At 44.1% G+C, this 19,967-nt stretch carries 13 protein-coding genes; 4 read left to right on the forward strand and 9 right to left on the reverse strand.

The genetic code is table 11. The features are described 5' to 3' along the window. Positions 1 to 50 precede the first annotated feature (50 nt). Positions 51 to 185, reverse strand: coding sequence for a hypothetical protein (locus RE317_RS13060; protein ID WP_005843640.1), 135 nt, complete (start codon positions 183 to 185; stop codon positions 51 to 53). Between the two features lie 473 nt (positions 186 to 658). Here RE317_RS13060 and RE317_RS13065 point away from each other — a divergent pair, with 473 nt between their 5' ends. Together RE317_RS13065 and RE317_RS13070 are read left to right on the forward strand one after the other, a co-directional pair. Further along, positions 659 to 1,645, forward strand: coding sequence for an isoaspartyl peptidase/L-asparaginase family protein (locus tag RE317_RS13065; protein ID WP_008670369.1), 987 nt, complete (start codon positions 659 to 661; stop codon positions 1,643 to 1,645). Between the two features lie 519 nt (positions 1,646 to 2,164). Further along, a complete protein-coding gene (locus tag RE317_RS13070) occupies positions 2,165 to 2,242 on the forward strand; it encodes a hypothetical protein (RefSeq protein WP_229035920.1) in 78 nt (25 codons plus the stop codon). 353 nt (positions 2,243 to 2,595) lie between these two features. On the opposite strand, the gene RE317_RS13075 is transcribed toward RE317_RS13070, so the two are convergent. The 7 genes from RE317_RS13075 to RE317_RS13105 are packed head-to-tail and all read right to left on the reverse strand — an operon-like array spanning position 2,596 to position 13,953. Beyond that, positions 2,596 to 5,358 carry a glycosyl hydrolase gene (locus RE317_RS13075; protein ID WP_117873300.1) on the reverse strand — a complete coding sequence of 921 codons (2,763 nt, stop codon included), beginning with the start codon at positions 5,356 to 5,358 and terminating at the stop codon, positions 2,596 to 2,598. A gap of 16 nt (positions 5,359 to 5,374) precedes the next feature. After that, the gene (locus RE317_RS13080; protein ID WP_008670365.1) at positions 5,375 to 6,799 is read right to left on the reverse strand and encodes a glycoside hydrolase family 28 protein; all 1,425 of its coding nucleotides are present in this window, start codon (positions 6,797 to 6,799) and stop codon (positions 5,375 to 5,377) included. A gap of 15 nt (positions 6,800 to 6,814) precedes the next feature. After that, the gene (locus RE317_RS13085; protein ID WP_005843648.1) at positions 6,815 to 7,618 is read right to left on the reverse strand and encodes a hypothetical protein; all 804 of its coding nucleotides are present in this window, start codon (positions 7,616 to 7,618) and stop codon (positions 6,815 to 6,817) included. Beyond that, entirely contained in the window at positions 7,615 to 8,313 is a 699-nt protein-coding gene (locus RE317_RS13090) for a DUF4450 domain-containing protein (RefSeq protein WP_008670363.1), read from the reverse strand. The genes RE317_RS13085 and RE317_RS13090 overlap by 4 nt, the downstream gene beginning before the upstream one ends. Beyond that, positions 8,291 to 9,775, reverse strand: coding sequence for a glycoside hydrolase family 28 protein (locus RE317_RS13095; protein ID WP_008670362.1), 1,485 nt, complete (start codon positions 9,773 to 9,775; stop codon positions 8,291 to 8,293). Before RE317_RS13095 ends, RE317_RS13090 begins: the two co-directional genes overlap by 23 nt. A 17-nt stretch (positions 9,776 to 9,792) precedes the next feature. Then, positions 9,793 to 11,067: a rhamnogalacturonan acetylesterase gene (locus tag RE317_RS13100; protein ID WP_005853725.1), complete on the reverse strand. Its 1,275-nt coding sequence runs from the start codon at positions 11,065 to 11,067 to the stop codon at positions 9,793 to 9,795. Between the two features lie 18 nt (positions 11,068 to 11,085). Then, positions 11,086 to 13,953 carry a sugar-binding domain-containing protein gene (locus tag RE317_RS13105; RefSeq protein ID WP_008670359.1) on the reverse strand — a complete coding sequence of 956 codons (2,868 nt, stop codon included), beginning with the start codon at positions 13,951 to 13,953 and terminating at the stop codon, positions 11,086 to 11,088. 211 nt (positions 13,954 to 14,164) lie between these two features. Between RE317_RS13105 and RE317_RS13110 the strand changes: the two genes are divergently transcribed. Together RE317_RS13110 and RE317_RS13115 are read left to right on the forward strand one after the other, a co-directional pair. Next, entirely contained in the window at positions 14,165 to 16,519 is a 2,355-nt protein-coding gene (locus RE317_RS13110; protein WP_008670358.1) for a family 43 glycosylhydrolase, read from the forward strand. After that, positions 16,498 to 18,612, forward strand: coding sequence for a beta-galactosidase (locus RE317_RS13115; RefSeq protein WP_008670357.1), 2,115 nt, complete (start codon positions 16,498 to 16,500; stop codon positions 18,610 to 18,612). Before RE317_RS13110 ends, RE317_RS13115 begins: the two co-directional genes overlap by 22 nt. Positions 18,613 to 18,730: 118 nt before the next feature. Here the strand turns inward: RE317_RS13115 and RE317_RS13120 are convergent, their stop codons facing one another. Further along, positions 18,731 to 19,861, reverse strand: coding sequence for a glycoside hydrolase family 88 protein (locus tag RE317_RS13120; RefSeq protein ID WP_032934877.1), 1,131 nt, complete (start codon positions 19,859 to 19,861; stop codon positions 18,731 to 18,733). Positions 19,862 to 19,967: the final 106 nt, after the last annotated feature.

Raw genomic sequence — 19,967 nt, forward strand, 5'->3', positions numbered from 1 at the left:
TTTTCTTATATTATAAAATTATAAACTTGTGTTCTTTATGGTAGAGCTCATCAGGCATTAGCCTGTTGGCTCATTAATTTCTGAAGCTTGTATTGCAAAGATTGGCAAGCAGCTCCCTTTCTCATTGCTTTGTATCTTCTTAACTGATACTGCAACATCTCGATTGTGTCATTTGTTCTTTTCATAATTACATCTTTTTTATGTTCTCCCGTTTGGAGAACTGGTTATTCCTAAAAACCTTTTGTTTTCTCTTTTACTACTGCAAAGATAACACCAAAATTCCTATTTATGTTTTAAAACATAGTATCAATCCGCTTTATTTAACTTTTAATGTGTATTTTGTCTTATGGTTTAGTATACGTTAAGAAATACAACTGTAAAAATGTCACTTATAATCTGACAGGGAAATGTTCATTAACAAATGTGGCGGATCTCCTTAAATCATGTTAGAGAACATAATTTTCTTTTTGTCGAATTTGCAAATTTCAATAATGTTCGTACCTTTGCACTGTGTTTTTCATAGTATTAGATTTAAGGTTAACAAAGGTTGGAGCAAGGCGTTGCTCCTTTTTTTATGTCTATATCTCTGCATAAAAGTTTCCTTTTTACAAATTGTTTTGTTACATTCGCACCATACTATTGATATTAAACTACTATTATGAAACACTTATTTATCACAATTCTGCTCTTATTACCATTGTGCCGCATGCTGGCACAGGAGAGAGAATACGTAATTGTTGTTCATGGAGGTGCCGGTGCTATGGAAAACCTCGAGGACGATAAGGAGAAATCAACCTTGTATTATGCGGCTTTAGATTCAGCTTTGAGCATTGGAAATGCTATTCTGTCTGCCGGAGGCGAAGGGCCTGAAGCGGTAATGGCGGTTGTCAACTACTTTGAGAATAACCCCTTGTTCAATGCAGGTAAAGGGGCTACTTGTACCAGTGCCGGTACTTTTGAGCTGGATGCTTCTATTATGGAAGGTAAGGATTTGACAGCAGGAGCTGTCGCCGGGTTGAAAACGGTGAAGAATCCGATTAATGCAGCTTATGCGGTAAAAACTAAAACACCTCACGTGATGCTGGCAGGTGAGGGTGCTGACCGGTTTGCAAAGTCACAAGGACTGGAAATTGTGGATAATATGTATTTTGCTACTCCTAAGACGTTGAAGTGGATAGAGGATTTGAAGAAGGAGAGCAAGAAGAATGGAACTGTGGGCTGTGTGGTACTGGACAAGCAAGGTAACCTGACAGCGGGAACAAGTACCGGTGGTATGTTCAAGAAGCAATGGGGCCGTGTGGGAGATTCACCGGTGATTGGTGCAGGTACTTATGCGGATAATGAAGGTTGTGCTGTGTCGTGCACCGGGCATGGGGAGTATTTTATCCGTCACGTCGTAGCTTATAATCTTTCTACTCGTGTGAAGTTGCTGCACCAGCCTGTCGGGGAGGCTGCCGATTATATTATCCATCAGGAACTGAATACCAAGGAGGGAAATGGTGGATTGATTGCAGTGGACAAGAAAGGTAATTTTGCCATGCCGTTTAATAGCGGAGGCATGTTCCGTGGCTACTTGTATAAGGAAAAAGGAACAGGCAAAATTTCTAAAGCAGTGGGCATAGGGAAGAAGATGAAAACTTTATAATTTTAGTTCCTGTTTGAAGTTTCCTCCCACCTGCAACAGAGTTTTGCAAAACAGCTACCACTACTACCATCCTCTTTCGTAAACACCCATGAACAGGGCGTTTCAAAGGTGGTGGTAGCAGCATGAAAAAACACCTGCTACCACCATTTTTTATCTGTTATCACTTCCCTTTCCTCTGATAGTTTGGGAATTCCTGTCACATTTTGTCTTAGCTTCGTTACCCCTTGGAATAGACACATCTGTTTGAAAGCTGCAGGCTGTATGTAACGATACGGACGGTTGGTATGCTTATCGGGAACCGGTACGGATGGCATCTCGACTATTCACTGACGGAAAAGTTTTGGAGCTGTAGAATGTTAGCGGGACTTTCATCCGAAAAAGGCATCTGCAAAAGACTTTGGCATCCGATTCGTCCTTAAAGGATCTTATCCGTATCCCTAACCCTTTCCTGACGTATGGTTAAGGCTTTTCTTCCTGCCTGTTTTATCTCCGCAAGCCTTTGGAGTTAACTCCATAGCCTTGGGAGATAACTCCAAAGCTTATGGAGATAACTCCAAAGGCTATGGAGATAGAACATATCCGTATAAAAAGGCTTAACCTGAAGAAAGAAAAGGCTTATGCTATAGGGTAGGGAGTGATATACATTCAATTGAGGCTTGACTACTCCTACAGTCATGATGTTTGAAGCGATGCTGGATATCCTGCCGGTTCGCTGATGCGGCTGTAACCGGAATATAATATGCGGCAGGCTGGTAATGATCAGACGCTTAGGGAACGTTTGGATACTATCCGTAAATACGCCGTTTTGCTATAAAATGCTGTCTCGCTGCGGCTTGATCGGTTGCAGGTGCACTCACTGAGCATGAGGTAAAAAACATTGGCGGAATTAATTCAGTCTTTCAAATACAGTCTGGATTAACTCCGCCAATAGGCTGCCACTATCGGATATCTTATTTATAAGTAACCGGTATCAACCTTACACTACCATTCAATCCCGATGGCAATGGTTGCCAATCAGTATAAGGTATCGGTTTGTATTGCAGATTCACCACATTGATTTCATTGAAGATACGCCATTTCTCACCCCGACGATCCATATCCGCAATGCGGTTGGCAGGCAGATTGGTCACTTCTATTTCTATCTTGTTATCTCCCGGTTTCAGCCATTTGCCTACTTTCAACTGATAAGGTACGGCCCATGCCGTTCCGGCATCTTGTCCGTTGATGCGCACACGGGCACTTTCCCGCACATCGCCCAAATCCAGTATCCAGTCATCGGCGGGAATATGGGGAACAGTGATGATATTGGTATATACTCCCGTCGCCATGGTGATCGGAGCGTTGGGATGAGCAATTTCAGTCCACGAAGACGGAGTATCGATATCAAATGAACCTTCTATCTGGGGAGTGCTTTTTGCAAAATGAAGTTTCCAGCCGTGATCAAGGCTGAGGCTGACAGGTTGTTCTTGAACGTATTTCCATTCGGCAACGTCTGTCAGGGCATGGTTGAAAGTTTGCAGGATCACGCTTTCGCCGGAATGCAGTTGGAGGCGTACTTGGGTTTTGCCTTCTTGCTTGCGGGTTTGTGCTTTCCCTTTTTCTCCCGTCATCGGATTGAACAGCATGACACTTTCTGCGGGAACGGCTAAGGTTATCCAGTCGTTTACTCCTTTTTCCTGCAATGAGGAGATGAAATAATGATGTCCATCGGCATGGGAGCGGCGGATACATTGTAAGCCATACCGCGTTTTCATCTCTTCGGGAACAACACCGCTTTTTTCCAAGGCAGATTGATAGTTGTTTCCTGTAATGATGATCCCTTTTTGATAAAGAGTTGCCACCGTCTCATTGAAAGAAGAAACTTCCGGAAGTTGCTTTTGTAATTGTGCAAAGCCTTTCCGGCGTGCTTCCAGTTTTCCATAACCGGGTACATCCTGCGGATAGTTTTCGGTAAAGATGATAGTAGCTCCGGCTTGTGCCAGCTTAAGTAAATGGCCGAGTACCTCGGACGGCATTAGTTTTACAGCAGGAATGATGATGGCCTTATAGGAAGTTCCTCCTTTGGTCAGTAATTTGCCATTTACGCAACGGGTACTTTTCACAAAGTTGTCAGAGATATAATCCATGTCATAGCCGCAATTGCTGATGGTATGGACGGTCTCTATAAACTTGGGAGCACGTTTTGCCATATCATGGATGCTGAACAGCAAAAGTCGGCCCGGTTGTTCCTGCCACATATCATATACAGGCAGGTAAACCAGAAAGTCATTGTCCGGTTTCCCCATTTGCAGGAAAGACTGGCAACGGGTGATGTATTGAAAGAATGCCGGAGCATCCTGCCAAATGTTATTGGTAGGAGACATGTCAATAGAGGCATAAAACTTCCATCCCGGCCATTTGGCTTCTTTGGGACTGTAGGGAGTTCCGTGGAAAAACATGTGGTTTACACCTGATACGAACATCAAATCCATATCCGGTTTGCACTGGGAGAGGGAGGTGCGGAAATGTTCCGTCAGCCAGGTGAATGTTTCTGAAGACGTGTAGGGCTTTCCGGCGATATGGGCGGCGGAAGAAGCATATTTCAGCATGGAAAGGTCGGAGTCATTCTTACGGGTCAGGGAATCTTGGCGCAATCCTTTAATATGGAATTGCGACAGACCGAATCCTTCGCATTCGGGAATATCCACGGAGGCATAGGTATCTATCAGATTGGCAGGGGAACCGTGTGCCTGGTTACGGGTGATGCTGCCGTGACCGTGTGCCCAGTTAGTCCATTGGGTACTGAAATTCTCAATCAATAAATCGGAGATGGTTTCGCGATAGTCACTGACTATGCGGGCGGTGGTTTCATTACGGTCCTGAGCTATAAATTCAGGGAAGTGTTCTTCCAGTTTATAGCCGCGACGGCGGGCGAATTGTTCCAGAAAATCAGGAGTCCAGTCAGCACCATATACTTCGTAAGAGTCATTGAAAAAAGTATGTGGAAAATTGGTCTTGTTTTCTTTAAAGGCTTTGTCAAAGTTGGCAAAATAGCGTTTTACGGCTCCTTTATCCAGGTGGTTCATCACATAGCCTTCTCCACCGGGAGCGGCACGTTTCACTTTTTGGAAAGTCTTGCCTATATATAAGGTGATGATATTCCAATGTCCTGCCGGAGCTTTCCATTGTAATTGTCCGTTCTTCGCTTTGGAAGTGAGGTTAAGACATTGCTTATTGTCCGCATTATAGGCCATAACCCGGCTTAAAGTGGCTACAGGGCGTTGTCTTTCTTCTTCTACTTTCAAATCTAGCGTAATTTCTTTTCCACCCTCTACTTGATAAGATTGAAAAATAGCTTTGGTAGCAGCATCTGTCATACTCACGTGAGGACCGCCGAAGGGCCATCCGGTACCGGTGTTCATATCTACTTCAATACCGATACGTTTTCCTTCAGCTTCAGTATGTTGCAACATATTCATCCATTGCGGGCTGAGGAAAGGAAGGTTATTCTTATCGTTGCCTTGAACACCATAAATAGGAGTGATTTCAACACCTCCCAGTCCGGCTTTGGCATATTCTTCCAGATTGTAGGTCAGATTGGTTGCATCGACAGCACTTCCCAGCCACCACCAGCGGGTGGCGGGGCGGGCTTCGGGTCGCACTGCCGGCCATTCTTGTGCGTAAAGGCTGCTTCCGGCCAGCAACAGGCTGAACAATAAATATTTTCTCTTCATTCTATTTTGTTTTTTATTAGTTGGCTGTATTGAACTCTTTTCCATCCACTGTGATGTTCCTGTATCTGATATCACTGGCATCATCCGTGACAAACAAGGGACGTCCGTCCGCTTTTTCGTAATGGAAATTTACATTGTCCAAGGTGATGTTGCGTGCGTGGCGGATGTAGAAACCTTTGGCGGGAATCGTTCCGAACATCCACGGTTCAGGATATACTTTCTCTTGTTCGGGAGGAGTCAGAAGTCCGTCGGCTTCTGTATATCCTCCTTGGTGATAGATATGAATATCGCTCAGTGTCACATCTTCAATAAGGGCTCCCGGTATTCCGCTGATAATGGAGGAGTAGCGCGAGTCGGCATTAAATACATTGACGTGGCTGATGAGGATGCGTTTCATTGTGCCCACAGGTGTTCCTTGCGGGCTGCGCATCCGGGCTCCTAACCGCAGGAAGATGGGGGCGTTGACAATATCGCGCATCGTGATGTTGCTGATGACGATATCTTCCAGTTTGCCACTGTCCACCGTTTCCAGGGCAAGTCCGCGACAACGCTCGAAGATGCAGTTGGTGATGGCTATGTTTTTGAAACCGCCGCTGGATTCCGTTCCTAATTTAATGCGTCCCGTTACAAATCCGTGATCCGGCGCTTGGGGCTCGTCCCTTTGCCAAGTGCAATCCAATACACTGCCACGGTCGTATCCGCTGACGAAACAATCGGAGATGGTTACATTTTCCGTATCCTTGAAATAGCCTAATCCGTAGGACGCTTTAAGCACGATAGCGTCATCCCAGGGAGCGTTGACGGTGCAATGACTGATGCGGACATTTTTGCAGCAGTCTATGTCAAAACCGTCCCGGTTGGTATCTACTTTCACGTTCAGAATGCTCAGATTATCTACTCCTGTAGCCAGCAGGCCGAAATGACCGCAATGCAACAAAGAGAAGTCTTTCAATGTCACGTTCTTGCAGAGTTTCAGGCTGATGGCTTTGTTGCCTACACCGGGCAGGCGGCTTTCCTCACGGGTGAGTCCTTTGCCATAAATCAGTCCCGGTCCGCTGATGGTGATGTCTTCCAGACCGATTCCCCAGATAAGTGAGTTCTTCCAATGGCTGTGTCCGAAATCCTGGAATTGGGTGTGTTCATTCGGTTCTGCCAGGTCATAGCCTTCCGTTGCTGATGGAAAGGCGCCGACAATCCGTGCTCCTTGTTCTATATACAGATGTATATGACTGGCCAAACGTATGGAATAGCACGCGTATTCTCCCGCGGGGAAGTAAATGGTTCCTCCCCCTTGGGAGGCAGCTTCCTCAATGGCCCGGTTTATGGCGGGGGTGTCAATGGTAGTACCGTCGGCTTTCGCTCCGTAATCTTTTACATTATAGATCTTTGCCTGTGCTGTCCATGTGCTGAGGCATAAAAGGAAGAGTATGAGTTGTTTCATGGTCTGTCTTTGCTTTTACTGAATGGGCATTAGTTTGAATTTACGTAAATAAGATGCATTGCCATACATGGTATGCTCATCGGATAAATTCCAGAATCCGTCTTTAGAGGCAGGGTGGGCATCCCAGTCAATCACCGCCCAGCATAGTCCGATTTCATTTCCTTCCTTTAATAAAGTAGGGCGAGATAGTTCGGGACCGTCGGCATCCGCATGGTCAAAGGGGGTGATATAGAATTCCAATACCAGCTTACCCGCTTCTCCCTCCTTGAAAGAGTACTGATAGGCATAATCAGCGTATGGCTTTTGTTTCAGCCATACCTGAGGACCCCATAACATACACCAGTCATTGCCGTGAGCCGGGGTGAAGATGTGATAGTTCTGGGCATGGCATCCGTGAAATTTGAACCAGGCTTGCCACACATCTTTGGGAGCTGTGGGATGAAAACGGTCGATGAACGGCCCCCCTGAACAATCGCCATCCACCACTACTTCAAAAATATCCGTGTTCAAGGAGTTCTCACTGAACCGCCAATAATTATCGTATGCTTCATATAGAAAATACAACTTCTGAGTTTCTGCACACCAACCTACTTTGACACTGACTTTCAATGTGGTAGTGTCCGGCTGTGCATGTTTTCCCTCGTCTTCCTTTAAAGCTGCTTCCGTTATCTTATAATCAGCCGGAACGCAATCCCAGTCGTGGGTATTGCCATCTATGGCAGGAACCTTATCTGCCGGAAATTGGTACACCTTGAATTCCTGTGCCTGGGCAGACAGGCATAGGAAAAGGAAGAACAGGTATGGATACAATCGTTTCATTTTGATCGGGTTTTATGTTCTTTCCCGAATAATCCGGGTAGCATGAAATAATTATAATCAGCCCGTTGGTAGAAACAGAAGTAGAGTTTTTCTTGCGGTTTCCACGGGTATAGGGCAGAGATGACGGGGGCATCTGTCTTTTTACCGGAGTTGAATAAAGCAAGCGGGGATGCTTGTTTATGTCCGTCGGACAGACGAATTTCGGAACCGATGGGAGATACCCCATGAACCGTTCTCAGTTTCATGCTTTCACCATAATAGGTGGTAAAAGCGTTTCCTTCTGTACTGAATACATTATGGAAGCAGGAGGCTGCCGGAATACTGTTGTCTGTTACGGCAGAGTCGTCTGCACCGTCGCATGCACCGAAAGCCCAGCAAAGTTTGAGCTCTTCAGGTAATCGCTCACCCGAAACCTCCATGATAAAACCATTACTATTCGTCAATGGACATACAATCAGCTTTATTTCACCTTCTTTCCATAATTTATCTTTAATGGTATAAGCCTGTCCCTTTTTCTTAACACTGCATTGGTCCAGCCAGCAACTTTCATTGCCGCAAACCACTCCCAGACGGAAAGTTCCCGCACCTTTGGATAAACGGAAGGGAAGAGTCTGGGCGTTGTTGCCAAAGACAGACAACAGCATACAGAGAAAGAACGGAAGTAGCCGCCGGCTATAATTCCATGTTGTTTTCATAGCTGATATCGATTTGTGCGTTCTTATTGTTTTTTTCTTCCACACGACTGCCGTCTTCTACTTGTAACCGGACATCTTCCAGGTGGAAGTCTTCGGTAAAGATAATGCTTCCTGCTTTATTTACCTTGGCTTTTATGCCGGAAATATGGAAATTCTGCAAAGGCAGTTCCTCATTCCAGCCGGCAGCGGTGATAAAGGTTTGCACATTAGTAGCTTTTACATCGCTGAGCCATACATTACGGAAATGCGGATACCCTTTTTCTTTAGGTGTGACAGGAGTCAGCATAACTTTCCAATGTTCGGGAATTTCCTTACCTTCATATTCAGCCGGTAAGGTAGAATAACTATAGCTGGGGTTCCAGTTCAGGTCCGCTGCCAGTACATGGCGGACATGGTCTGCTGTCACTTGGGTCATGTAGATATTTTCTACGGTTCCACCGCGGTTCATGGCAGATTTCAGACGGAGGGTGGAAGAGGTTCCGTATGCTTGGAGGTTATATCCCAATACATTCCGGATGCAGCCTGAAGTTTCGCTGCCGCAGGTAATCAGTCCCGCACCTTTACGTGCAATGCATCCACGAACAATGATATTTTCTGTGGGGCGGTTTACGCGCAGGCCGTCGGCATCCCTTCCGGCTTTCAGGCAGATATTGTCATCGTTGCAATCTACTTCGCAGTTTTCAATCAGGATATTGGTGCTGGAGTCAATGTCAATACCATCCGTACTGGGACCATGCCCCCCTACGTTATTATTGATTTTCAGTCCGTTCAAGGTACATTGGTCGGAATACAGCACCTGGCAACCCCAAAATCCGGTACGCATCAAGGTAAAGTCTTTCAGTGTTATCTGGCGGCTGTTCGAGATGAGCATACCTCTTACGCGTTTGCAGTCGTAGTCCACAATCCACCGCAGTTTGCGTTTCTCGTAATCCTTCCGCATGGTCCAATATTTATCCCAGAATATTTTTCCACGGCAATCCAACGTACCTGCTCCGCTGATAGCTGCGTTTTCCGCATCCAGAATATTGATGACTGCCGAGGGCCATACCATTTCGATACCTGCCACGCGGGAGCGCATTTCGGGGTATAAATCTATATCCTCGCTGGCTATCAGCGTCGTACCTTGGTTGAGGTGGAGGTTTACATTACTTTTCAGGTAGATGGCACCAATCCGGTAGTATCCCGGGGCTACTTCCACTGTTCCCCCTCCGGAACGGTGGCATTCGTCAATGGCTTTCTGCAGGGCGGCAGTGCTTAACCGGGTGCTGTCATTTTTCAATCCGTAATCGGCTGCTTGGAATATTTTTCCCTTCGGATAGGTTTTGGCTCCTACTTGGGCAGTCCACGAAAGGTCAGGAGTTCCCATCCCTTCTCCCCATTGGAATCCGGGGAGGGATTGGGCATTGGTAAAGAGGGTACCTAAGGTAAATGATAGGGTTAATAATAATGTTTTGTTGTTCATTTGTTCCTACTTTTAAATTAATTGCCGTCCGGCTTTTCAATTTCTGTAAACGGGCTGTCATTCCATTTGAAACTGTCCAAAGCATCCGGATGTGCAGGGTTGTAACCGGAATAGTCGCTGCGCAAATAGTTAGAGATAGGTAATCCCGCTTTCTTTATTCCTTCAATGATACATTTGGAGATTTGATAAGCTCCGTAAGGATTGAAGTGGGTATTATCTGCCAATACCCTGTTTTGTCCCGGATAGGTTCCGGCAGGATAATGTACGAATGCCTTTTTGGAAGGTTCCACCCCCATTGCTTCATAGAGGGTACGGGTCATTTCGTTGAGATCGATCAAAGGAACGTTTTCTTTGGCAGCCAACCAGCGCATTGCTTCGGGATAATCTTCGTGAGTATCTCTGATTTTCCCGTTTTCATCGAAACTGCGGCGTTGTGTCGGAGTTACCAGTACAGGATAGGCTCCTCGTGCCCTTGCCTCATCAATGAATGTTTTCAAGCTAGTCATAAATGAATAATAAGCTCCTTTACCGGGACCTTTTTGCTTTTGGTCGTTGTGACCGAATTCCATAAAAATATAATCTCCGGGTTTCATTTGTGTCAATGCCTTTTTCAGTCGTCCTGCACCGATAAAAGTATTGGCGCTTTCGCCGGATTCTGCATAATTGGCAAAACAAATGCTGTCATTGAAGAAGCGGGGAATCATTTGTCCCCAGCTTGCCCAAGGTTCATTGTCCTGGTCTACTACCGTGGAGTTACCGCATAGGAATACGGTGGGTACATTATTTACTTTCTCAATAATCAGTTCGGACAATTGGGGTGCATCCCCGTTGAATTCCAAAGTAAGTTTGTCATCCCAGTTCAATTTTTGGCGTTCACGCGGTTTGATGCGCACATTTTCTTTTTCCGAAATATGTGTGTTGCGCTTGTTGATCACAAATGTACAAGGTTTTAACTCCCCTTTTTTTGTCTTCACATTTTCGAAGAAAAGGCGGCGTGATTCTCCTCGCACTGTTGTTTCTCCGGCAGCGCGTTTGTTTCCTATCACGGCTGTGACATGGTAGTTTCCATCGGGAACCGTAACAGAGAAAAAGAATGGGGCTGTACTTTTACCTTCCGGAGAGGGCTGTCTGTCATATCCGTATCCCTTTTCCTCCGAGTATCTGTCGGCGGGAGTTATTTTGGTATAACCGTCTTTCGTCTTTTTACCTGTGGTAAAATCGAATTTGTAAGTTTGTGCTTCGACTCCTAATGTCGCTAAAAGTCCAAGAGCTAATAGGGCTATCTGTTTCATGATTGATATAGATTGTTATTAATTGATTTTCGGTTTTAGTTCATCCGGAGAGTCATTGGTATAAGATTTTATGTCACCGGCTGTTTTTGTGAACAACTCACTGATTTGTTGAGGCGTTACAGTAAATTGCGGACGGAACTGGTCCGAATTCATATAATCCAAAATGGCTTTATGCATCTGACGGGCTACAATGCGTTTCTCTGGCTGGGAGGTAATGTCCATGCTTGTCATGAGCACTTTCCCATTTAATACATTGGCTTCGAATAACATACCTATCTTGCGGCTTATAAACCAAGTGTCGATGCTTTGAACCGTAGGTTGGAAAGCGGGTGGAAAGTGGGTGAATTGCATCACTTGAGCACGATTCAGCAGTTCCCACCATTGCAGATTGCTGTGATATTCTGTCGGAAACTGACGGAATAACGGGTGTTTGGGGTTCACTAAGATACCTGTGGTATGAGGAGGACGCATTTTGAACCAGGAGGTGTTCCAGAATACAGGAGTGAATTGCTGGACCACTTCTTTACCATAACTCACTTTGCCCGCAGCTGTAATAAGCACATTTCCACCATTCTGAAGAATTTCCAGGGCTTTCGAATCCAAGGTGTCGGTAGTGTATACTTTTCCTTCGGCTATTGTCACTTGGGCGGGATAAACCCAGAAATTCCAGTCATTTACAGCTTCTGTTCCCGTAATGCGTATTTCCAGATTCAGCTTTTTAGCCTCTTGGATATCAGTAAGCGGAAACTCAAGGCTACCTGTGCGATTTAAATTTCCGACAGGAATGTCTTGTGTTGCCAATGTGCCTTGCGCATATACTTTGCCATATTCGTCTTTTAACGTATATACAATTTCTGCTTGTTTTAATGCCTCGGCACCAAAATGAGCGATTTCAATATCCGCCTTTAAAATTTCCTTGTTATTATATACAAATTTATCTGTACGCATCAGTGGAACTGTAGGTGAGCAGAAACGTCTCCATTCTGCAGAGTTGATATATCCTTTTTCTTCAAAGAAAACATCGAGAACACCTACCAGTGCAGTTCCCTGACCCGAATAATCGTTCAGTGCCAATAATTGGAAACCGGCATAATCGGGCGTGCGGAGTGTCTTTTCTATTTCATATTTGTAACAAAGGGCTTGCAACTTTCCGCTGGCCATCATAAATAGATGGGCTTGGTCGCTCATGTGGTTGTCAGCCAGAATGTCTTTGAAAATCTCGAAGTTCTTGGCTTTATTGACGCCTGTATATTTACGTATTTCATTGAAATTGGGGAAAGCGCACCATTGACCTGTTTCATGGGATACGTAGGGCTGTCTCACGGTGTCAAGATGATTTTGGAAACGATAGTCGTCTTGGGTGGACGGTTGTTTCTTGGACCAGGTCAGGCCACGTGCCCCAGCCTTTACATGATATTGGTTGCGAGGTTGCCATTGCCATCCGTTGCCTACCGATGCTCCGGTATATACATGTCTGGGATCCTTCTTTTCCCAATATTCTACGAACTTGGTCACCCATTCTACCCAGCGTCCGCTAGGTTCGTTTCCGCATGCCAACATGCAATAAGAAGCATAGTTGCCATATTCTTTGGTTAATGCGATGGTTTCGTCCATCAGATATTTGTCAATAGGTTGTCCCAAACCTAATTTGGGACCATGATTGGGCCAGCTCGGACCTTCGGGTTGCAGATAGAATCCTACCCGGTCGGCAGCCATAAAAGCGGCTTCGGGAGGACAGAATGAATGGAAACGCATGTGATTCAGTCCATAACTGCGACAGATACGGAATACCCGTTCCCAACTTTCTACATCCATCGGGGCGTAACCGGTCAACGGGAAGTCACAGTTTTCAACTGTTCCGCGAAGCTGGGTTTTGCGCCCGTTTACATAAAACCATTTACCTTTGATTTCAAATCGGCGCATACCGAATTGTATTTCTTTTATCTCAGTTTTTTTCCCATTGGTGACTTCTGCTTTCAGTTTGTACAGGGCCGGATGAAATTCATCCCATAGCAGCATATCATTCCCCATAGGTAATACCATTTCTGTTTCCGTCACTCCTTTGTTGAGTTTGATTTCTTGTTGTATGGCGGGAACTATATGCTTTTTATCCGTATTGAAGCTCTCTGCTGATAATTTTACTTTTGCAGTGCCTGTACCTTTGATGACGACTTTGACACGTGCCAGTTTTTGTTCCGGTTCCGGATATATTTGAATATCATCGAAATATGTTTTCGGAGTCGTTTGCAGACAGATGCGTCCTACAATGCCGTTCCAGTTTCCTTGGGTCTGGTCGGTTATGCTGTGCGAATCCGGTCCGACATTGATTTCTTTGATACGATTATCCACCCGGATAGTGATAGTACATTTTCCGGGACGGACATAATGGGTTATATCATATTGATGGGGAACACAAAGACTATTCTGCATTCCTGTCTTTTGTCCGTTCACCCATACGGTTGTTTCTATATGGGGACGTTCCAGGAACAACAAAATACGTTCACCTTTCCAGTCGGCAGGTATATTCACCTCTTTCTGATACCAAGCAGCTCCTACATAATGTTTGTCGGGAGTCAGAAAGAATGGAAATTTAATATTACCTTCTTTACGGTATTTTTCCATGTATGGATTATAATAGTAGGAACTGTCATAGAGACTGCCTGTCCATTGGGTCTTTGCGGTAACCTCATCACCTTTCAGTTTCTCGGGCATGGAACCGGGCAGGTTGATGAAGTCATTCAAAGTGTGGCTGAACCATTTTTCCTTTTCTCCATTATCCTGACGGTCTATACTGAATGACCATTTCCCGGATAAGTCAATAATTTTTTGTGCGCTTAACGAGAAGCACATCCATACTAGGCAGATTGTCAATAACGTTTTTTTCATAGTATCTTTTTACTTTGAATTTGATGTTGCTAAATTAAGGTCTTTTCATCTGCATGTAAATAGAAAGAAGTACATATAGATGGAAATTCGTATAAAATAGGGGTAATGTGCGATATATTTGTACGATTTTACATGGATATGCCTTGTATGTGCAGAAAAAAGTCCAAATCTCTTTTTATCTTTGTATACTCACAATTAAATCATTGTATACATGAAAAAACGATTATTCAGTTTGCTCTGCTTGTTAGGAACGGTTGCCGGATTATTTGCCGGTGATACGGCTTATTTGTTCTCTTATTTCATTAATGACAGTCGGGACGGTCTTCATTTGGCTTATAGTTTGGATGGGCTGACATGGACTCCTCTGAATCATGGAAAATCTTTCTTGATACCTACGGTCGGGAAGGATCGTCTGATGCGTGACCCTAGTATTTGTCAAGCGCCGGACGGAACCTTTCACATGGTGTGGACTTCCAGTTGGACAGACCGGATTATAGGTTACGCCTCTTCTCCCGATTTAATCCATTGGAGTGAGCAGCGTTCTATTCCGGTAATGATGCATGAGCCTGCTGCACATAATTGCTGGGCACCTGAATTGTTTTATGATGAACCTTCGCAAACTTATTATATTTTTTGGGCAACGACCATTCCCGGACGTCACAAGGAAGTGCCGGTCATTGAGAGTGAGAAAGGGCTGAACCATCGTATTTACTATGTTACGACGAAGGATTTTAATACATTTTCTGAAACCAAACTGTTCTTTAATCCCGATTTCAGTGTGATTGATGCAGCTATTGTACGCGATCCGGTGATGAAAGACTTGATTATGGTGGTGAAGAATGAAAACTCGTTGCCGGCAGAGAAGAATTTGAGAATAACACGGACAACACGGATAGAGGATGGATTTCCTACTACCGTTTCTCCTTCCATTACAGGAAATTATTGGTGTGAGGGACCTGCGCCACTTTTTGTAGATGATGCTCTTTATGTCTATTTTGATAAATACCGTAATCATCAATATGGAGCTGTTTGCAGTCGTGATCATGGAAAGACATGGGAAGATGTGTCCGACCGTGTATCTTTTCCTCGGGGAACCCGTCACGGAACTGCTTTTACCGTAGAGAAGGCTGTACTTGATAAATTGCTTCGTATCCATCACTTCAATCCTCTTATTCCGGATAATATCGCTGATCCTTCTTTATCCAAATTTGGTGATACTTATTATCTTTATGGTACTACTGATATTGATAAAGGATTGTCACAAGCAGGGACTCCTGTGGTATGGAAATCTAAAGATTTTGTAAACTGGAGTTTTGACGGATCACATATTGTGGGATTCGATTGGCATAAAGGACATGAATATGTCAATGCCAAAGGAGAGAAAAAGACGGGATATTTTCGTTATTGGGCACCCGGCAGAGTAGTGGAGAAGAATGGTGAATATTATCTTTATACCACTTTTGTAAAACCGGATGAGAATGCACGTACCTATGTGCTGAAGTCCGACCGTCCCGAAGGTCCTTTCCTTTTAGCCGGACGTAATTCTATGTCTTCTCATTCTTTGGATGGGTTTGATCAATCTTGTATTGCTCCGGATATAGATGGGGAACCTTTTGTGGATGATGATGGAACTGCTTATTTATTCTGGCGCCGCCGGATGGCTGCCCGTATGACTGACGATTGGCAGCATTTAACCGGTGATACTGTTGTGATGAGTACGGCTCGTCAAGGGTATTCGGAAGGGCCGGTTATGTTTAAACGTAAAGGTATTTATTATTACATCTATACTTTGAGAGGGAATCAGAATTATGTAAATGCTTACATGATGAGCCGGCAGTCCCCTTTGTCGGGCTTTGAAAAGCCCGAAGGCAATGATATTTTTCTTTTTTCATCCATTGCCGATAATGTTTGGGGGCCGGGACATGGGAATGTATTTTATAATGAAGAAACAGACGATTATATTTTCGTATATCTGGAGTACGGTGACGGAGGAACTACCCGCCAAGTATATGCTAATCGGATGGAATTTAATGAGGATGGCACTATAAAGACACTTGTTCCTGATGAAAAGGGAGTTGGTTACTTGGCTGTCAGCCAGGAACAGCGCGAAAATAAGGCGCTGAAAGCTTCTTTCAGTGCATCCAGCGTACGTTCTCCCCGTACTTCTAAGGTTGAAATAGAAACTCAGCCTAATCGTCCTTTGGCTGATAAAACTTCGCTTGTCAAGGTGGAACGCACACATATATATCACCCTGGAAATGCAGGCGACCGGTCTAATGGAACACGCTGGATGGCAGAAACAAATGATGATCATCCTTGGCTGATGGTGGATTTGGGTGAAGCCATGCAGGTAACGGAGTGTCAATTTGCCTTTGTACACCCTGCTGAAGGCCATGCCTGGCATCTCGAAAAATCCAATGATGGTACTAATTGGCAACCTTGTGCCGGAGTAAAAGAGGTGAAGGCATGTTCACCTCATGTGGTGACGGTGGGAGATAAAGTACGTTATTTGCGTTTGCACATAGATAAAGGTGCAGCCGGATTATGGGAATGGAAAATCTATTAAATTACTATTTTATCATGAAAAAACGATTTGTGACCGTTCTTTTGGCTTGTTCTTTGGCCGGAGGACTTTTTGCACAACAGCCTTGGTTTAAAGACAAGGATTTGACCTTGACCGGTGCTTATTATTATCCTGAGCATTGGGATGAGAGTCAATGGGAGAGAGATTTTAAACAGATGCACGATTTGGGTTTTGAATTCACCCATTTCGCGGAATTTGCTTGGGCGCAATTGGAACCGGAAGAGGGAAAATATGATTTTGCCTGGTTGGATAAAGCGGTGGCTTTGGCTGCCAAATATGATTTGAAAGTCATTATGTGTACTTCTACGGCAACTCCACCGGTATGGCTGAGCCGTAAATACCCTGAAATTTTGATTAAAAATGAAAATGGTACCGTGCTTGATCACGGAGCACGTCAACATGCTTCTTTTGCTTCTCCCGTTTATAGAGAACTGGCTTATAAAATGATAGAGAAGTTAGCTCAGCATTATGGAAATGATTCCAGAATAATCGGCTGGCAGCTCGATAATGAGCCGGCCGTACAATTTGATTATAATCCGAAAGCCGAACTGGCTTTCCGGGATTTTTTACGTGAAAAATATCATCATGACATTAAAGCATTGAATGATGCCTGGGGAACGGCTTTTTGGAGTGAGGTTTATTCTTCTTTTGATGAAATAACTCTTCCTAAAACTGCCCAGATGTTTATGAATCATCATCAGATTTTGGATTACCGCCGTTTTGCTGCCAGTCAGACAAACGACTTTTTGAATGAACAATGTTTGTTGATAAAAAAATATGCAAAGAACCAATGGGTGACTACTAACTATATTCCTAATTATGAGGAAGGACATATAGGTGGCAGCCCTGCACTTGATTTTCAAAGTTATACTCGCTATATGGTGTATGGAGACAATGAAGGGATCGGCCGTCGCGGATATCGAGTGGGAAATCCGTTGCGTATTGCTTTTGCCAATGACTTTTTCAGACCCATACAAGGTACTTATGGAGTAATGGAACTTCAGCCAGGGCAGGTGAATTGGGGGAGTATCAATCCTCAACCGCTGCCCGGAGCTGTCCGTTTATGGATGTGGAGCGTATTTGCCGGTGGAGGCGACTTTATCTGTACTTATCGTTATCGCCAGCCTCTGTATGGCACGGAACAATATCACTACGGCATTGTAGGTACAGACGGAACAACGGTGACTCCCGGTGGACGTGAATATGAGCAGTTCATGAAAGAAATCAGACAGCTGCGGGGACAGGTTGCTGCTCGTGAGGTGAAACCGGACGATTATTTGGCGCGTCGTACTGCCATTCTTTTTAATCATGAAAATTCATGGAGCATTGAGCGCCAGAAGCAAAATCGTACATGGAATACATTAGGGCATATTGAGAAATATTATCGCACGTTGAAATCTTTTGGCGCGCCCGTAGATTTTATCAATGAAAGCAAGGAGTTCTCCTCTTATCCTGTGATCATAGCTCCGGCTTATCAATTGGCTGACAAGGCATTGGTAGACAGATGGACTGATTATGTAAAGAAGGGTGGTAATTTGGTCTTAACTTGCCGTACAGCCCAAAAAGACCGCCATGGACGTTTACCCGAAGCTCCTTTCGGTTCCATGATAAATGAACTGACCGGTAATGAAATGGAGTTTTATGATTTATTACTTCCTGAAGAACCGGGCAAATTACGGATGGATGGAAAAGAATATACGTGGAATACTTGGGGAGAGATATTGAAACCGGGTAAGGATTCACAAGTATGGGCTACTTATACACAGGAATTTTATGAAGGAAAACCGGCAGTCACTACTCGTAAGTTGGGAAAAGGTACTGTTACTTACGTGGGAGTGGATAGTACGGACGGATTATTGGAGAAAGATATTTTGAAGAAACTATATGCGCAATTGAATATTCCTGTGATGGATTTACCATACGGTGTTACTTTAGAGTACCGCAATGGTATGGGGATTGTACTGAATTATACAGATAAACCTTATAAGTTCGTACTTCCTTCGGGAGCCAAAGTGCTGATAGGAGAGCCGGTAATTCCTACAGCAGGAGTATTGGTATTTTCTATTACTGATTGAAAACGTATGATTGATAGAACAAAAAGGAGCGGCTTCACAGTCGCTCCTTTTTACTTAACCTAAATCTAACCTTTAAATCATAGTCTATGAAAAATCGATTCACTAACCAATCATATTATTAATTTAATTTGTAAACCTCACTTCCGGCGAGCAGGAAACACCCTACTCCAAAATCTTCAAAATCGGGTACTTTATCGTATGTGACAGGTTGACTGTCTTTCGGTTCTTTTCCGGTTCCTTGTACAAGTCCTAGGAAGCCGTTAGGGTGAACGGCATCCTTCACCATAGCATTCCATGCTTTCAACAAGACTGGCAGGTATTCTTTTCTGTCCAACAGTCCGTTACGTACCCCCCATGCCATGCCATATACAAATAAAGCGGTGCCACTGGTTTCTTTACCTCCGAAGTTTGATTCGTCATGCATACTTACATTCCAAAAACCATCAGTACGTTGGCAATTTTTGATAGCTTTACTCATGGTCAGGAAGTCATTGATATAGTCGGCGCGATGTTTTTCATCAGTAGGAATTTCATCCAATACACGTACCAGTGCTGCATATACCCATCCATTACCACGACTCCAATAGCAATTCTTACCGTTAGGTTCTTTGTAAGGGGGATCAAAGTCTTGGTCTCTCCACCACAAACCTTCTTTTTGGTTGTACATGCCATTCTCACCATGTTTGTTACGGGTATATTCATACATATCCCACATTTTGTCGAAATATTTTTGTTCTCCGGTCAATTTTCCCAGTTTGGCAAATACAGGCATTCCCATTTGGATGGCGTCAATCCACCACCAATCATTTACTTGAGGAGTGTTGACCAGCATATCTATATTGGCTTTGACCTTACGGATTCTTTCCGGATCAGGACAAATGTTATATAAATCAATGTAAGTCTGGCTGGCACAGTAATCATCAGCATTGCGAGTGGTGGTACCGTTGCGGAATCCCCATTCGTGGTAATTTGACCAATCGACAGCGTATTTATAATAGTCATCGCGTGGATAGACGGAGTAAAGAGCCATTAATCCTTCATAATATACTCCGCGTGTCCAGATATTACTGGGACGGGTTACATTTTTTACAAAAGAAGGAGTACGATAATCGGCATACTTCTTCATGAAGTAATCATTGACTTTTGTAACAGTCTTCAACGTTTCTTTTTTGTCCGGCAAGTCTTGTGCTTTTACAACTCCAAAACCTAATGCAACAAAAAAGAATGATAGTATTAATTTTTTCTTCATCATGTTGTTTTAGTGTTTTAATGGTCGCAAAAATAGGATGGTCTGGGATTTCCTACAATGGAAATGTGTACATCTTCCTTGAATATTATGCATGTGTACGCATTTC

The sequence above is a fragment of the Phocaeicola sp. GP0067 genome, from assembly GCF_031119655.1.
GTDB lineage: Bacteria > Bacteroidota > Bacteroidia > Bacteroidales > Bacteroidaceae > Phocaeicola > Phocaeicola vulgatus.

What these genes read in the sequence shown, in the direction of transcription:
- RE317_RS13060 (WP_005843640.1), bottom strand. Translation starts at nt 185, where the DNA reads ATGAAAAGAACAAATGACACAATCGAGATGTTGCAGTATCAGTTAAGA.
- RE317_RS13065 (WP_008670369.1), top strand. Translation starts at nt 659, where the DNA reads ATGAAACACTTATTTATCACAATTCTGCTCTTATTACCATTGTGCCGC.
- RE317_RS13075 (WP_117873300.1), bottom strand. Translation starts at nt 5,358, where the DNA reads ATGAAGAGAAAATATTTATTGTTCAGCCTGTTGCTGGCCGGAAGCAGC.
- RE317_RS13080 (WP_008670365.1), bottom strand. Translation starts at nt 6,799, where the DNA reads ATGAAACAACTCATACTCTTCCTTTTATGCCTCAGCACATGGACAGCA.
- RE317_RS13085 (WP_005843648.1), bottom strand. Translation starts at nt 7,618, where the DNA reads ATGAAACGATTGTATCCATACCTGTTCTTCCTTTTCCTATGCCTGTCT.
- RE317_RS13090 (WP_008670363.1), bottom strand. Translation starts at nt 8,313, where the DNA reads ATGAAAACAACATGGAATTATAGCCGGCGGCTACTTCCGTTCTTTCTC.
- RE317_RS13095 (WP_008670362.1), bottom strand. Translation starts at nt 9,775, where the DNA reads ATGAACAACAAAACATTATTATTAACCCTATCATTTACCTTAGGTACC.
- RE317_RS13100 (WP_005853725.1), bottom strand. Translation starts at nt 11,067, where the DNA reads ATGAAACAGATAGCCCTATTAGCTCTTGGACTTTTAGCGACATTAGGA.
- RE317_RS13105 (WP_008670359.1), bottom strand. Translation starts at nt 13,953, where the DNA reads ATGAAAAAAACGTTATTGACAATCTGCCTAGTATGGATGTGCTTCTCG.
- RE317_RS13110 (WP_008670358.1), top strand. Translation starts at nt 14,165, where the DNA reads ATGAAAAAACGATTATTCAGTTTGCTCTGCTTGTTAGGAACGGTTGCC.
- RE317_RS13115 (WP_008670357.1), top strand. Translation starts at nt 16,498, where the DNA reads ATGGGAATGGAAAATCTATTAAATTACTATTTTATCATGAAAAAACGA.
- RE317_RS13120 (WP_032934877.1), bottom strand. Translation starts at nt 19,861, where the DNA reads ATGAAGAAAAAATTAATACTATCATTCTTTTTTGTTGCATTAGGTTTT.